At 63.6% G+C, this 15126-nt stretch carries 14 protein-coding genes; 8 read left to right on the top strand and 6 right to left on the bottom strand.

Translation table 11 applies throughout. From position 1 onward, the window contains the following. Nucleotides 1–70: 70 nt before the first annotated feature. Both AC5V87_RS28995 and AC5V87_RS28990 read left to right on the top strand, forming a co-directional pair. Nucleotides 71–1270, top strand: a complete 1200-nt coding sequence (locus AC5V87_RS28995) for an acyl-CoA dehydrogenase family protein (protein WP_456836997.1) — start codon at nucleotides 71–73, stop codon at nucleotides 1268–1270. A 9-nt stretch (nucleotides 1271–1279) separates the two neighbouring features. Further along, on the top strand, nucleotides 1280–1843 hold the full coding sequence (locus AC5V87_RS28990) for a flavin reductase family protein (protein ID WP_456836998.1): 564 nt from the start codon (nucleotides 1280–1282) through the stop codon (nucleotides 1841–1843). 21 nt (nucleotides 1844–1864) lie between these two features. On the opposite strand, the gene AC5V87_RS28985 is transcribed toward AC5V87_RS28990, so the two are convergent. Then, nucleotides 1865–2773, bottom strand: a complete 909-nt coding sequence (locus AC5V87_RS28985) for an NAD(P)-dependent oxidoreductase (protein WP_495368524.1) — start codon at nucleotides 2771–2773, stop codon at nucleotides 1865–1867. A gap of 166 nt (nucleotides 2774–2939) precedes the next feature. Here AC5V87_RS28985 and AC5V87_RS28980 point away from each other — a divergent pair, with 166 nt between their 5' ends. The 6 genes from AC5V87_RS28980 to AC5V87_RS28955 all read left to right on the top strand — a co-directional run bounded on the left by AC5V87_RS28980 (nucleotide 2940) and on the right by AC5V87_RS28955 (nucleotide 9309). Then, nucleotides 2940–3938, top strand: coding sequence for an ABC transporter substrate-binding protein (locus tag AC5V87_RS28980; RefSeq protein ID WP_495371965.1), 999 nt, complete (start codon nucleotides 2940–2942; stop codon nucleotides 3936–3938). 78 nt (nucleotides 3939–4016) lie between these two features. After that, nucleotides 4017–5711, top strand: a complete 1695-nt coding sequence (ilvD, locus tag AC5V87_RS28975) for a dihydroxy-acid dehydratase (RefSeq protein ID WP_495368523.1) — start codon at nucleotides 4017–4019, stop codon at nucleotides 5709–5711. Nucleotides 5712–5836: 125 nt separating this feature from the next. Further along, nucleotides 5837–6682 (top strand): ABC transporter ATP-binding protein, encoded by an 846-nt coding sequence (locus AC5V87_RS28970; RefSeq protein ID WP_495368522.1) that lies wholly within the window; start codon nucleotides 5837–5839, stop codon nucleotides 6680–6682. After that, entirely contained in the window at nucleotides 6679–7464 is a 786-nt protein-coding gene (locus AC5V87_RS28965; protein ID WP_495368521.1) for an ABC transporter permease, read from the top strand. The genes AC5V87_RS28970 and AC5V87_RS28965 overlap by 4 nt, the downstream gene beginning before the upstream one ends. Continuing rightward, entirely contained in the window at nucleotides 7461–8228 is a 768-nt protein-coding gene (locus AC5V87_RS28960) for an ABC transporter permease (RefSeq protein WP_495368520.1), read from the top strand. Before AC5V87_RS28965 ends, AC5V87_RS28960 begins: the two co-directional genes overlap by 4 nt. 34 nt (nucleotides 8229–8262) lie before the next feature. Then, nucleotides 8263–9309: a 2,5-dihydroxypyridine 5,6-dioxygenase NicX family protein gene (locus AC5V87_RS28955; RefSeq protein WP_495368519.1), complete on the top strand. Its 1047-nt coding sequence runs from the start codon at nucleotides 8263–8265 to the stop codon at nucleotides 9307–9309. Here the strand turns inward: AC5V87_RS28955 and AC5V87_RS28950 are convergent. Genes AC5V87_RS28950 through AC5V87_RS28930 form a run of 5 tightly spaced genes read right to left on the bottom strand, consistent with a single transcriptional unit; the run spans nucleotide 9306 to nucleotide 15014 of the window. Further along, nucleotides 9306–10298, bottom strand: coding sequence for a 3-hydroxybutyryl-CoA dehydrogenase (locus tag AC5V87_RS28950; RefSeq protein WP_495368518.1), 993 nt, complete (start codon nucleotides 10296–10298; stop codon nucleotides 9306–9308). The two genes, AC5V87_RS28955 and AC5V87_RS28950, sit on opposite strands and share 4 nt — an antisense overlap. A 3-nt stretch (nucleotides 10299–10301) precedes the next feature. After that, the gene (locus AC5V87_RS28945; RefSeq protein ID WP_495368517.1) at nucleotides 10302–11390 is read right to left on the bottom strand and encodes an NAD/NADP octopine/nopaline dehydrogenase family protein; all 1089 of its coding nucleotides are present in this window, start codon (nucleotides 11388–11390) and stop codon (nucleotides 10302–10304) included. Further along, a complete protein-coding gene (locus AC5V87_RS28940) occupies nucleotides 11387–12913 on the bottom strand; it encodes a class I adenylate-forming enzyme family protein (RefSeq protein WP_495368516.1) in 1527 nt (508 codons plus the stop codon). Before AC5V87_RS28940 ends, AC5V87_RS28945 begins: the two co-directional genes overlap by 4 nt. 2 nt (nucleotides 12914–12915) lie before the next feature. Next, complete coding sequence (locus AC5V87_RS28935) at nucleotides 12916–14205, bottom strand: acyl-CoA dehydrogenase family protein (RefSeq protein ID WP_495368515.1); 1290 nt, start codon at nucleotides 14203–14205, stop codon at nucleotides 12916–12918. Nucleotides 14206–14216: 11 nt separating this feature from the next. Continuing rightward, the gene (locus tag AC5V87_RS28930) at nucleotides 14217–15014 is read right to left on the bottom strand and encodes an alpha/beta fold hydrolase (RefSeq protein ID WP_495368514.1); all 798 of its coding nucleotides are present in this window, start codon (nucleotides 15012–15014) and stop codon (nucleotides 14217–14219) included. Between the last annotated feature and the right edge of the window lie 112 nt (nucleotides 15015–15126).

Below are 15126 nucleotides of genomic sequence, written 5' to 3'. Positions count from 1 at the left end.
TTGGCGCTGCTCCCGCCGCATAACTATGCGACAGCAGGGGAGACGAATGGCGCCTGACCAGGAGCCGAGCATGGGTCAGCCGACAAGGCCAGAAGCCAGCGCCTATGCGGCCATGATCGCGAAGGCCCGGGCGCTCCTGCCGCAGCTGCGTGAGAGGGCGGCGCGGACCGAGGAGCTTCGGCATCTTCCGCCGGAAACCGAGAAAGACCTCCACGACGCCGGTCTGTTCCGGATGCTTCAGCCCAAGCGCGTTGGCGGTGCCGAGCTCGACTACGTCGCCCTCGTCGATTGCGCGGAGCTGCTCGGCCGGGCGGACGCGTCTGTTGCTTGGAATCTTGCCAACCTGGCGAGCCATCACTGGATGCTCGGCATGTTCGAGCAGAAGGCTCAAGATCTGGTCTGGGGGCGCGATCCGGATGCGCTGATTGCGTCCTCGTTCATTTTTCCGGCCGGTCGCGCCACGAGGGTCGAGGATGGATACCGGCTGCACGGGAGCTGGCCATTCTCGTCGGGCGTTGCCTCCTGCGAGTGGAACATGCTCGCGAGCGTCGTCTACTCCGATGACGAGGCTGATGGCATCGAATATCGAATCTTTCTGCTGCCGAAAGGCGACTACAAGGTGCTGGACACCTGGAATGTCGCGGGATTGCGCGGCACCGGGTCCTCTGACGTCGAGGTCAGAGATATCTTTGTGCCCGACTACATGACGGTCGCCGTCGGCGATCTTGCCGGCGGGCCGACGCCCGGAAGCGCAGTCAATCCCAATCCGTCGTATACGCTGCCTGTGTTCTCGCTGTTTCCGTACGTCCTGTCCGGCGTCGCGCTTGGGAATGCGCAAGCGTGCCTGGATGATTATGCGGAGGTCGCGCGTCATCGCATCTCGACTTACAACCGCGCCAAGCTGAGCGACTTCCAGAGTACCCAGATCAAGATCGCGGAGGCTTCAGCCAAGATCGATGCTGCTCGCCTGATCATGCGTTCGGCCTGTATCGAAGCCGTGGAGAATGCGAGACGCGGTCATATCCCCGATATGGCGACGAAGACCAGGTATCGACGCGATGGAGCCTTTTCGGTGAATCTGTGCACCGAGGCGGTCTCGATGCTGTTTGCGGCGAGCGGGGCCCGCGGCCTGTTCACCACGGGCGTGTTGCAGCGGCAATTCCGTGACGCCCACGCCATCAACTCGCATCTTGCGTTCAACTTCGATGCGGCCGGAACCAACTATGGACGCGTGGCTCTCGGGCTACCGTCCGAGAACCTCACGCTCTGAGGCCGGCCGATGACTGACCTGCCGAAGCAGCCGGCCGTTCCCGATCCTGCCAATGAACTTGCGAGCGACAGTTCGTCGATCGATCCCCGCGATTTTCGCAACGCGCTCGCCACATATGGAACGGGCGTAACGATCATTACGGCCACGGCGGCTGACGGAAAGCCTTATGGCATCACCTGCAATTCGTTCGCGTCGGTCTCCTTGAATCCCCCTCTGGTCCTGTGGAGCCTCGGGATCTATTCGTCGAGCCTGATCGTGTTTCAGAATGCCAGCCATTTCACCGTCCACGTGCTCGGCACCTCGCAGCAGGCGCTTGCGAACAAGTTCGCAAAATCCTCCGGCGACAAGTTCGCGGACGTCGACTGGACGCCGGGCCTCGGCAATGCGCCGGTGCTCGCCGAGAGCGTCGCCAATTTTCAATGCCGCGCGGTCAATCGCTATTATGGTGGCGATCACGTGATCTTTCTCGGCGCGGTCGAGGCCTATGCCTACAATGCCAAGGAGCCTCTCCTTTTTGCGCGCGGGACGTATGGCCGGTTCCTGGCGGATGATGATCGCAAGAAGAAACCGTAGGCCTCATTCCCGTCCGACAGCCTAGCCCTCTGCCGCTGAAAGTTTGTAGATCTCCAGCGCGTCCGCCTCGGCGCCTCGCGCGGCTTTCGCCATCCTGAACAGCTGCCCCGCCAGCGAGGCCATTGGCACCGGCGTCGACGTCGTCTGCGCGACGTCGGCCACCGTATCGAGGTCCTTGAGCATCGTGGCGATATGACCGAGGGGCGGTGAATGAATCCCCTGGACCATCCGCGGCACGAACAATTGAAGCGGAATGGAATCTGCAAAGCCGCCCGCGAGCGCTTCGGGCAACCGGTTGGCATCAATGCCGGCATTCACGGCAAGGCGTGTCGCTTCCGCAAGTACGGCCATCGCGCAACCGACGATCACCTGATTGCAGAGCTTTGTGGTCTGGCCGGCGCCGGTGGGCCCCATGTGGGTGAATCTGCGGGCCATGGCCAGCACATAGGGCCGCGCGCGCTCGATCTCCTCGGCTTCTCCGCCGGCCATGATCGCAAGCGTGCCCTCCTCAGCGCCCTTGGTGCCCCCGGACACCGGCGCGTCGATCCAGGCAGCGCCATTCGCCGCCTTCAGTCGCGCCGCAAGGTCGCGCGCGGCCTCAGGATGGATCGACGAGAAATCGACCACGAGCTTTCCTCCGCCGGGGGCTGCGGAGAATCCCTCCGGCCCGAAAATCACCTCTTCGACGGCGGCCGCATCCGTGACGCACATGAACGCGATATCAGAGTTCGCCAAGACGTCACGAGGCGTGGCTGCACGCGTTGCACCAGCCGCGACGAGCGGTGCTACCTTGCCCTCCGAGCGATTCCAGACGCTGACCTGATAGCCGGCTTTGAGCAGGCGCCGGGTCATCGGTGTCCCCATCAGCCCAAGGCCGACATAGCCGAGCCTCTCGACGCCTTGCGGGTTTGTCTTGCTCGCATCAGCCATAGGTTGCCTCGTTCTGTCGCAACGCAAACGCCCCTTACCATACATGGCAGGCCGGGCAGCGAAACCGGTCAACCCGCATGGCTTGCTTGATTGTTTGAACCATGAAACATTTGCGGCAGTCGGGTTGGGTGGCGCCGGTCGGCGCCGGAGCAGCGGAGTGGGCACGATGCGAACCGTTTCGAGGTGGAGCATTTCGAAGAGGATTCTGGCTTTGGGAGCGGCAGCAGCTGTGAGCGCCGGCGTGAGCCCGTTATGGGCGCAGCAGACGATCCGCGTCGGCTGGACGATCCCGGCCGAGGAATCCAAGTACTGGATGATGCGCCGCCCGGCTGAGTTTCCCAATATCGGCAAGACCTACAACATTGAATGGACCCAGTTTCAGGGCACCGCGCCGATGACACAGGCATTGGCAGCCGGCGCGCTGGACTGCGCGACACAGGCGCCGCTGTCACTCGCCAACGGCGTGGTCGGCGGCAATCTCAAGGCCTATATCGTGGCGCAGCACGTCTTCGAGAAGCCCGGCGGCTTCTCGGTCTATTGGGCGGTGATGGATGACTCGCCGATCAAGACGATCGCGGACCTCAAGGGCAAGACGGTCGGCATCTCCGTGATCGGCGGTGGCACGCAAGGGCCGTTCAATCTGCTGTTGAACCAGAATGGCGTCGACCCGGCCAAAGATATCAAGCTTGTTGAGGTCGGCTTTGCCGTCTCCGAAGATGCCCTACGCCAGGGCCGTGTCGATGCGGTCAACATGAACCAGCCGTTTGCCGCGCGTGCAGAAGCGAAGGGCGGAACAAGGAAGTTGTTCTCGCTGTCGCAGGCGATGCCAAACATCGTGCACATTCTGGAAGCGTGCCGCGCCGATTTCGTCGACAAGAACCCGGAGGTGGTCAAGGCCTATGTCCGCGACATCACCTCGGGAATGAAAAAGGCGCTGGCGAACCGCGACGAGACGCTGAAGGTCGTCAACGAGGTTCTCAAAGCGCCCATTCCCGTGCTGGAGACCTATCTGCTCAAGGACAATGATTTCGGTCGCGATCCTGGTGCCGCGCCAAACTTTCCGGCGATCCAGAAGATGCTGGACATCTACGCCGAGACGGGAATGTTGCCGAAGCTGGACGCGGCGCAGTTCAAGCACCCGACAATCGTCGCGCCACTGGAATAGGGAGCGGCGCTACCTTCGAACGCAAGGAGATCGCAACGTCCCAGGTGATGCGGGACGTTGCATGAAGAAGATGCAAGTATGAAGAAGTTGCGATCACGAGTCACGACAGACGGCCGCGACCGGGCGCCGCACCGCGCGTTTATGCGTGCCATGGGGCTCGATGACGTCGCGATTGCCAAACCGATGGTGGGCGTCGTCAGCATGAAGGGCGAGCAGACGCCCTGCAACATGACTCATGACTTCCAAGTGGCCGCGGCCAAGACGGGGATCGAGGAGGCCGGCGGCACGCCGCGCGAATTCTCGACCGTCTCGGTGTCCGATGGCATCAGCATGAATCATGAAGGGATGAAGTTCTCGCTGTTTTCGCGCGAGCTGATCGCCGACTCGATCGAGGCCGTCGTCCACGGCCTCGCCTATGACGCGCTGATCGGATATGGCGGGTGCGACAAGACGCTTCCCGGCGTCATGATGGGCATGGTTCGTTGCAACGTGCCGTCCATTTTCATCTACGGCGGCAGCTCGCTGCCGGGCCGCGTGGACGGACGGACTTTGACGGTGCTCGACTCCTATGAAGCCGTCGGCAGCTTCATGACAGGTGAGATCGACGGCACGACGCTCGAGCGGATCGAGCGTGCCTGCCTGCCGACCATCGGCGCGTGCGCCGGCCAATTCACTGCGAACACCATGGGAATGGTGTCCGAGGCAATGGGCCTCACCATCCCCAACGTCTCGATGGTGCCAGGTGTCTATGCCGAGCGCGCACAGATCTCGCGACGCGCCGGCCGGCTGATCATGGAGATGCTGGAACGCGGCGGTCCTTTGCCGCGTGACATCGTCACGCGGAAGTCCCTTGAGAATGGCGCGGCAATCGTCGCCGCGACCGGCGGCTCGACCAATGCCGCACTGCACCTGCCGGCGATTGCAAATGAAGCCGGGATTGCGTTCACGATCGACGACGTCGGCGAGGTTTTTGCCCGAACGCCGCTGATCGGGAATCTCCGGCCGGGCGGCAAATACACCGCCAAGGACGTCTACGATATCGGTGGCGCTGCCGTCGTGATCCGCGAGCTGATCCAGAGCGGGCATGTCGATGGCAGCTGCATCGCCATCACGGGCCGCACACTCGCTGAAGAATATGGCGCGGCCAACCCTCCCGACGGCCAGATCATTTATGCAGCCCGGACGCCGATTATGCCCGATGGCGGCGTGGCGGTGCTGAAGGGCAATCTCTGTCCCGACGGTGCGGTGATCAAGGTCGCGGGTTTGAAGAGCCAGTTCTTCGAGGGCGTCGCGCGCGTCTTCGAAGACGAGGAAGCCTGTGTCAAAGCGGTTCGCGACCGCAGCTACAAGGCGGGCGAGGTTCTCGTGATCCGCAATGAAGGGCCGGTCGGCGGCCCCGGTATGCGCGAGATGCTCGGCGTCACCGCGCTGATCTACGGGCAGGGCATGGGCGAGAAGGTGGCCCTCATCACCGATGGCCGATTCTCCGGCGCAACCCGCGGCATGTGCATCGGCTACGTGTCTCCGGAAGCATTTGTCGGTGGTCCGCTGGCGCTCGTTCGTGACGGCGACCGGATCCGGATCGATGCCGTAAACCGGCGCATGGATGTGCTGATTGATGAACAGGAACTCGCGACGCGCCGACGCGATTGGAAGCAGCGCCCGCCGCGCCACCGCGCAGGTGCACTGGCAAAATATGCGCGGTTGGTCGGGCAGGCGCCGGGCGGAGCCGTCACGCATGAAGGCCCGGCAGAATGGCCCTGGTTCGAATGACGCGCCGCAGTCTTGCGAAAATGCCCGCCGGTCTGGCAGGTTTCTTGCTAAGCTCGTGTCGCTGATGGAGGACATTCAGCAGATCCGCCGCGCGAGATTCGCGCGCGAGTGAAGCGGGAAACGGGATGACGGTGGTGGCTTCGAGATCGAGCGAGTGGGTGGGACCGGCGACGTCACAAAAGCCGGCTTCTGCGATCATCGAGATCGACCGCGTCTCGCAGGTGTTTCAGACCTCGGCGCGCAGAGATCATCTGGCGCTATCGGACATCTCGTTGACAATCGAAGAAGGAGCTTTCGTCTCCATCCTCGGTCCTTCTGGTTGCGGTAAGTCGACACTGCTCTACATCGTCGGCGGTTTCGTCAGCCCGACCAGCGGCGCGGCGAAGATAAAGGGGCAGGCGATCACGGGTCCGGGACCCGATCGCGGCCCCGTGTTCCAGGAGTTCGCGCTATTCCCGTGGAAGACTGTCCTGGGCAACGTCATGTACGGCCCGCGCCAACAGGGTGTACGCGCCACCGAGGCGGAAGCGCAGAGCCGGGCCCTGATCGAGATGGTCGGCCTCAAGGGCTATGAGAATTTCTACCCCAAGGAGCTGTCCGGCGGCATGAAGCAGCGCGTCGCGCTGGCCAGGACACTTGCCTATCATCCTGAAGTCTTGCTGATGGACGAGCCGTTCGGGGCGCTCGATGCTCACACCCGGACACGTTTGCAGAACGATCTTCTGAGCATCTGGGAGCGTGATCGCAAGACGGTGCTGTTCGTGACCCACTCGGTCGACGAAGCGGTGTTCCTCTCCGACAAGGTCGTGATGATGTCGAAATCGCCTGGTCGCATCCGGCAGGTGATCGATATCGATCTGCCGCGGCCGCGCCGGCGCAACGAGCTGTTGCTCGACCCGCGCTACCAGAAATACGTCGTCGAGATCGAGCGCATGTTCGATGAAAGCGACGAGGCCGGACACGCCTCATGATGTCGCCGGCTGCCTTGGTCAGACGCGCTGCCCCGGTGCTCGCATGCATCGGTTTGCTGGGGCTGTGGCAGGTTGCCTCGCTTGCGCTGAAGAACGACAGCTTTCCAACGGCGCTCGAGGCGATCCGCGCGATCCCGGACATCCTTGGCGACAAGGAGTCTCTGATCAATATCCTCGCCTCGCTTCGGCGTATGGCGATCGGGTTCGGCATAGCTGTCCTCGTTTCGATTCCGCTCGGCCTGTTGATGGGCCGCAGCCGGGCCGTCGCGGCTTTCTTCAATCCGCTGCTGATGGTAATTTACCCGGTGCCGAAAGCGGCGCTGATGCCGATTATCATGCTGTGGCTCGGCGTCGGCGATGTCACGAAGACGCTGGTGATCTTCCTCGGCGTCAGCCTGCCGGTGATCTACCACAGCTTCGAGGGCGCCAAGGCGGTCGAAGAGAAGATGCTGTGGTCAGGTGCCGCGATGGGGCTCTCGGCCCTGCAACGACTGGTGCGGATCGTGCTGCCGGCGGCGTTGCCGGAAATCCTGACCGGCTGCCGCACCGGGCTCGTGCTGGCGCTGATCACGATGATCACGAGTGAGATGATCGCCCGCCAGTCTGGCGCCGGCAACATCCTCTTCAACGCGCTCGATATGGGACAGTACGACACCGTCTTTGCGATGATCATCATCGTCGGAGCAATGGGCATCTGCCTCGATGCGATCTTCGAGCGGATCCGCGCGCGGCTGGTGCGCTGGTCCGAGCCTCAGTTCGACATGCCGCTGAGCTTCTCATGACCTCGCGCCTTCTTCGCACAAACGTGATCTTCGGGCTCGCGCCCATCGTCGTGGTGATCGCGCTGTGGCAAGGCCTTGTATCGTTCGGTTTTGCGCCTGCTGTCTTGCTGCCGCCGCCGGGCTTGGTCTTCAGCCGGTTGCTCCAGCAACTCGTGACGTGGACATTTCAGCAGGAGATCGCGGCGACCCTGCTTCGGCTGTTCGCGGGCTTCGCGATCGCCGTCGTGCTCGGCGTCAGCATTGGCATCGCCGCCGCAGCCAGTCCCGCGATCAATGCCGTGGTTCGGCCGATTGTGCGCGTCTTGGCACCATTGCCCAAGGTTGCGCTCTATCCGGCACTTCTGCTGCTGCTCGGCTTCAGCCACGGCTCGAAGATCACGCTGGTGGCGGCGGACGCACTCTTCCCAATTTTGCTCTCGACCTATTACGGGGCATCGACCGTCGAGCAGAAGCTGATCTGGTCGGCGATGGCGGCGGGAACGCCGCGCTACGAAATCCTGTTCAAGGTGGTGTTGCCTGCGGCAATGCCGTCGATCTTGACCGGCTGCCGGATCGGCCTCGTCATTTCCTGCATCGTGGTGTTTCTGGCCGAGATGATCACGTCGACGGACGGACTGGGCCATGCCCTCGTCACGGCGGCCCGAACCTTTCAGGCCGTCGACATGTTCGTGCCGCTGATTACGATCTCGCTGTTGGGCCTGATCCTGAATGGGCTGCTCGGGGCGGTGCGCTCGTACCTGCTCCGCGGCTTCCCCGAGGCGTGAACTAGACGAAAAGAAGCAAGACCGGGAGAGAACCATGCTGGCTGATCGCATCGAAGCAAAATGGATCGACGCGTTTTGCGAGATCTTCGAGCGTTGCGCCGTCAAGGTTGGCGATACCGCGGCGATCCTTTCGGAAACCCAGTCGCGCGCGCTGAATGTGCATCTGGCGGAGCTCGCACTACTACGCATGGGCGCGCGGCCGTTCCATGTGGTGATGCCGACGCCGCGCAACCGCAATATCGTTCCGGTTCGTTCGACGGGTGCCAGCGAAGCGATCCAGAAGCTCGGCCCGGTCATCACCGCGCTTCAGCAGGCCGGCTTCGTGGTGGATTGCACCATCGAGGGCCTGATGCATGCGGTGGAGACCCCGGATATCCTCAAGGCCGGTGCGCGTATCCTGGTGATTTCCAACGAGCATCCCGAGGCGCTGGAGCGAATGGTGCCGGATCCCGCGCTCGAGCGGCGTGTGCGCGCGGCAGCAAAGATGCTGCGCGGGACCAAGCGGATGCGCGTCACCTCGAAGGCTGGTACGGCGCTCGACGTCGACATGGAGGGTGCGTCCACGGTGGGCGTCTGGGGATGGACCGACAAGCCGGGCACGCTGGCGCATTGGCCTGGCGGCATCGTCGTCAGCTTCCCCAGGAGCGGGACGATCAACGGCACGCTGGTGATGGCACCGGGCGACATCAATTTGACGTTCAAGCGCTATCTGACCTCGCCGGTGAAGATGACCTTGAAGGACGATTATGTCGTCGAGCTGGAAGGCGAGGGCACGGATGCTGCGATGATGCGCACTTATCTCGCTGCCTGGGGCGATCGCGAAGCCTATGCAGTCTCGCATGTCGGTTTCGGGATGAACCCGGGCGCGCGCTATGAGGCGTTGTCGATGTACGATCAGCGCGACACCAACGGCACGGAAATTCGCGCCGTCTCCGGCAACTTCCTGTTCTCGACCGGCGCCAACGAATTCGCCGGCCGCTACACCGCCGGTCATTTCGATCTGCCGATGATGGGAACGACCATCGAGCTTGATGGCGTAGCGGTGGTGCGGGAAGGCGTGCTTCAGGACGTCTTCGGCTAGTCGCGATCGAGCACGGGCGGGCGAGCCAGGTCGAAGTGCCGGAGCAGGTCCACCATGGCTTGAAGCCGTTTTGCGCGATAAGCATCGACGTCCATGCCGGAATAGTCGAGAAAGCCGGCGCCGGTGCGCAGGCCGATCCGGCCTTCATGCATGTTGCGCGAGATGACGTCGGGCGCGCGATAGCGGTCGCTGCCGAGGGCGCCTTCAAGATAGCGGCTGGCGTAGTACAGGATATCGCCACCGCCCCAGTCGATGAATTCGAGCAGCCCCAGCACGGCGTAGCGAAAGCCGAATCCGAAGCGGATTGCCTTGTCGATCTCCTCGGCGCTGGCGACGCCTTCCTCGACCATGCGCGCGGCTTCGTTCATCGCCAGCGCCTGGATGCGCGGAACGATGAAACCCGGCGTCGCCGCGCAAACCACCGGCACCTTCCCAATGCCTTCAAGCAGTGCCTTGACTTCATCGATGATGGCGGGATCGGTAGCCTTGCCGGGCGACACTTCCACCAGCGGGATCAGATAGGCGGGATTGAGCCAATGCACGTTGAGAAAGCGGCGAGGGTTCACGATCGCGCCGGAGAGATCGTCGACGAGGATGGTCGACGTGGTCGATGCGATGATCGTGTCGGCGCCAACCTGTTTTGAAGCGGCGCCCAGCACCTCGCGCTTGAGCTCGACGACCTCTGGAACGCCCTCGAAGACCATTCCGGCTTCGGCCAGCGCCGCATCGCTCCGGTTAGTCGGTACCACCGAGATCCGCGCAATGAGTGGATCGACATCTGCCTCGGTCAGCAACCCCAGCTTCGAGAGGCTGGCAAAAGTCGTTCTGACCTCGCCGAGTGCGTCGGTCTCCAGCTTGGCGAAATCCTCCGCGGAACGGGCCTTGATGTCGATCATCACAACCGCGTGACCCGCGTAGGCGAACGCGACGGCGATGCCGCGCCCCATGCGGCCGGCGCCGAGACAGGCGATGTTGGCGCGACGGGTCATTGATCAGAATCCATTGCGAAGCAGCGTCTGCAGTTCGGCCTTGCTGAGGTTGCCGAGCCCTAACGTGGCGAGCGTTCGGCCGCCTTGCGCAAAATCCTCGCCGCAGATGGAGCCACCGATGGCCAGAAAGGCCTTGGCCAGCGGCGTGGCCACAGCGGCCAAGCCGGCCACGGACACCAGCAGCGACAGCCCCAGCCGCAAATCTTCACGCATGTAGCGATGCTCGGTTAGCACGAGGCGCTCACGCCAGTCGCCGGAATCGGTCAGCCGGTCATGCGAGCCGCGGCCATACATCCAGATTTCGCCTTCCCTGGCGTAGTGGTGAGCCAGCGGAAAATGCGGCGCGCCGTATCCGAGCGCCTCGCGCACCGCGACCCGCTCGGCGTCGAGTGCGTCGGTGACCCGGCGGATCGCCGCCTGCGTGCCCTCCTTGTGGATGTCCCAGCGTTCGAAATGCTCGATCGGGCCTGCGTTCATCACGATCAGCGGCGGGTGGATGATCGGCCCGGCATTCATCAGCGCGCCAGAGAGCGCGTCTCCACAAGGCTCGATTGCATCGGGGAAAGCGCGTCCGATCACTTCAAGTGCGTGCGGCGCCTGGTCGAGCGGAAACACGCCGACCGGGAGCCGTTTGGCGCGGATAGTGATCGCGACCTCGAACGGCCCGTGCTTGCGAGTTAGCCAGGGTAGTGTGCCGGTCTCGGCAAAGCTCGCCTTGGCGTGGTTGCCGGCATCCCTTGCGGCCCGAGCGAAGATCATCGATCCGAATGTCGCCGGCGGCAGGAATACGACCTGGCTGTCGCGCAGGTGCGGCGCGAGCAGGCGGGCGATGTCCGACTGCGCGAAGGCGGGAGCAGGGCACAGAATCAGCTCGACCCCGCTGACGGCTTCGGCGATGTCGGTCGTCACCAGCGCAAGCGTCGCCTCGTGACGGCCGTTATGATCCTTCACCAGAATGCGCGAGCCGGCGGCACGATGTGCCGCGACCTGACCGGCATCGCGACGCCAGAGCCGGACCTCATGGCCGGATAGCGCGAAATCGCCTGCGGCCGCGAAAGAGCCGTTCCCCCCACCTAGAACTGCAATCTTCAAGATGCTTCTCCTTGTGCGCGCGACTGCGCATCAAGCTGCTTCAGCAGGAAATGCTGGACCTTGCCCAGCGCCGTGCGCGGCAGGTCGGTGACAAAGACGATATCTCGCGGAACCTTGTAGCGCGCGAGCTGGGCCTGAAGGTGCACGCGCAGCTCGTCCGCGTCGAGCTTGCAGCCGGATCGCGGGATCACATAGGCGACCGGCACTTCATCCCAGCGCGGATCGGGCCGCCCGATCACGGCGCATTCGCTGACATCGGGGTGTTCAAGCAGGACGCGCTCGACCTCGGCAGGATAGACGTTCTCGCCGCCGGAAATGATCATATTCTTCTTGCGGTCGCGGACCCAAAAATAGCCGTCGGCGTCGCACAGCCCGATATCGCCGGTGCGATACCAGCCCTCGTTCAGGGCGTCGCGCGTGGCATCCGCATTGCCCCAATATTCGAAGAACACGTTAGGTCCGCGCACCGCGATCTCGCCCGGGGTGCCTGCGGGTACCTCGTGGCCTGCCTGGTCGATCACCTTCGCTTCGCAGCAAAGGCCCGCAAGTCCGGTCGATCCCGCCCGCGAGAGATCGCCGCCAAGGCGCGTGTAGACCGCGATGGGGCTGGTCTCCGTCGAGCCATACACCTGGAGCACGGGAACGCCGCGCGCGACGAAGCGCTCGATCAGGTGCGGTGGCACGATGGTCGAACCGGTCGCAACCGCCTTGAGCGATGAGAGATCGGTCGCCGCCCAAGCAGGATGCTCGCTTACGGCCTGGATGATCGCCGGCACCATCACCGTCAGCGTCGGCCGCTCGCGTTCGATCGCAGCGAGCGCGGTGTCCGGCGTGAAGCGGGCATGGATCGTGACGGTCGCACCCAGCTGGAGCGCTGCGGTGGTCTGGATGTTGAGGCCGCCGACATGGAAGAACGGCAGCACCGTCAGCACATGATCGTCGGAGGTCATGTTGTGCATGTGCTGGCTCATGACACCGTTCCAGAACAGCGCCTCCTGCCGCAGCACGGCGCCCTTTGGACGCCCAGTCGTGCCTGACGTGTAGACGATCAGGAGGGGGCAGGAGAGATCAGTGTGCGGATTGCGGCCATTTCCTGCGCAGCGAGTCAGCAGGCTTTCAAACGTCGTTCCGCGCGGCGGCGCGAAATCTAGGCCGACGACGGCAGTCCCCGCCGCAAGTTCAGAAAGAACTCCCGCAAATGCCTGCTCCAGCACCAGTACCTTGGCGCCCGCATCGGTGAGGATGAAGAGCTGCTCGGCGACGGCCAGCCGCCAGTTCAGCGGCACCAGCATCGCGCCGAGCCGCGCACAGGCGTAGAGCAGAACCAGGTAGTCCGGCCGGTTCAGGCTGAGGATCGCGACGCGGTCGCCGCGGCCGACGCCAAGCTCCCGCTTCAGGGCTGTTGCGGTCTGTTCGATGCGCGAGGCGAACGCGGCGTAGCTGAGCCGCTTCCCTTCGAAAGCGATGGCTGTCTTGTCTGGCGCAAAAGCCGCGTTGCGATCGATCAGACTACAGAGGTCCACCGTCAGTCGTCCGTTTCGCCGGTCTCGTAGAGCGCCTCGCGCCCGATGCGGTCGAGGCAGAGCTCGGCGGTCCAGGGCAGCATCAGCGACCCGCAACGGCTGTCACGATAGACGCGCTCCAGCGGCAGCGAGCGGAGCATCGCCTGTCCACCGCAGGTGCGGATCGCGAGCGCGGCGAGCTCGTTGGCGCCTTCCATCACCGAATATTGCGCGGCATAGGCGCGCAAGACCTGTTCCTTGCTCGGATTGGCGCGCGCCTCCGTGACCGCCTGGAACCAGATCGCCTTGATCTGCTCGAGCTTGATCTGCATCTGCGCCACTGCGATCTGCTTGGTCGGGTACATCCGCCGCTTGACCGGCGGCATGCCCGGCACCTCGCCGCGCAGGTAACGTACGGTGAAATCGTAGGCGGCTTGCGCGAGGCCCATATAGGTCGGCGACAGCGTCAGGAACATGTGCGGCCAGCGCATCGCGGCCTGGAAATAGACGCCGCGCGGCATCAGCGCGGAATCCTCCGGCACGAACACGTCCTTGAACAGCAACGTCCGTGAGACCGTGCCGCGCATACCGAGCGGATCCCAGTCGCCGACGACGGAAACGCCTTCCGATTTCGCGGAGATGGCGAGGTAGAGGGTATTGCGGCGCGAAGCCTTCTCGCCTTCCTCGATCTCGGTGCAAAGCACGCCGTAATAGTCGGCATGGCCGGAGAGCGATGCAAAGATCTTCTTGCCGTTGACGATCCAGCCGCCTTCGACTGGCCTTGCTTCGGTGCCGAAGGCGACGCCGCCCGCGGCCGCCGCGCCGCCTTCGGAGAAAGGCTGCGAATAGACCGCGCCCTCCTCGACGATGCGCTTGTAGTGAATTGCGCGACGGCGCTCGTGCTCGGCGCGTGTTGCCGCGTCCATGTCGAGATCGTCGGCGAGCGGTCCCGACCACAAGGTCGAGCAGACATGCATGTTCCAGGTGAGCGCCGTCGCGCCGCAATAGCGGCCGATCTCGGCTGCCGCCAGGGCGTAGGTCTGGTAGTTCGCGCCGAGACCGCCATGTTTCTTGGGGACGGCGATACCGAGGAGGCCCGCGCGGTGCAGGTCGCGGTAGTTTTCGGTCGGAAAGATCGCCTCGCGATCGTAAGTGGCGGCGCGGCCGGCGAACACGGTCTGGCCGATCTCCCGCGCACGCGTGATGATGCCGGCCTGCTCGTCGCTCAGGCGAAATGCGACGGGATCGAAGATAGGCGTATCCAGCGCGACCTTGTCAGTCGTGCCGATCGTCTTGCTGACTTGCATGGTCATTGCGCACCACCTTACGCTTTGGTCGCGACGGAGTTCAGGAAACGCCCGAGGGCCTCGTCGAAGGCGGCAGGCCGTTCAAGGTTGGCAAGATGGCCGACGCCGGCGAGCTCAACATATTCAGCCGAAGGAATGTAGGTCGCCGTCTTCGCCATCATCGACGCGGGCGCATTATTGTCCCTGGAGCCGGACAGCAGCAGCGTCGGCACGGAAATGTCCTTGAGGGTGCTGCGCTGATCGAACCCAATCAGGGCCAGTATCATGGTGCGATAGCTCGCCTCCGGCACGCTCGCCATGCACTCGCGTGCGAGTTCCATGCCCCGGGGATCAGGACCATCGCCGACAAGCTCTTTCACCAGCGATGGCGCCAGGGACTTCATCGTCTCGCCGCGATCGAGCGGGCCGAGCCGCGCTGCGATGAACGATTTCTGCCAGTCTCCGTCGGCCTTGCCGAAGGCCGGGCTAGTCTGCGCCAGGACGACCGCGCGCGCCAGCTTCGGTGATTGCACCAGCCATTTCTGGACGATCATGCCGCCGATCGAGTGGCCGACGAGAATCGGCCGGTTGGCGCCGATCTGTTCGATGAACTGCTGGAGCGCATCGGCCAGGGCAGCGATGCTGACGCTGGCGAGCGGCGCCGACCCGCCATAGCCCGGCATGTCCCATGCGATCGCGCGGAAACGACCACTGAATGTGGCGAGTTGCTGCCGCCAGGCTCGTGCCGCGCCGCCGATGCCATGCAGGAATATCAGGGGTATCGCGTCCGGATCGCCGGCGGCTTCGTAGGCGAAGCGTCCGTTCTTTGTTATCATTGGCGCAGGCTGCGACACGCGACATCCTTTTGCTTGGCGCTACGATGCTAACAGGCCTGTAGAGGATGGAAAGCGATAATTTTATACTTAAAGCAATTTTTGGGGCCGCTCC

Source organism: Bradyrhizobium sp. SOJA106 (assembly GCF_059448745.1).
Note: the sequence above shows the minus strand (reverse complement) of the source record. Positions and strands in the feature narration are given on the sequence as shown.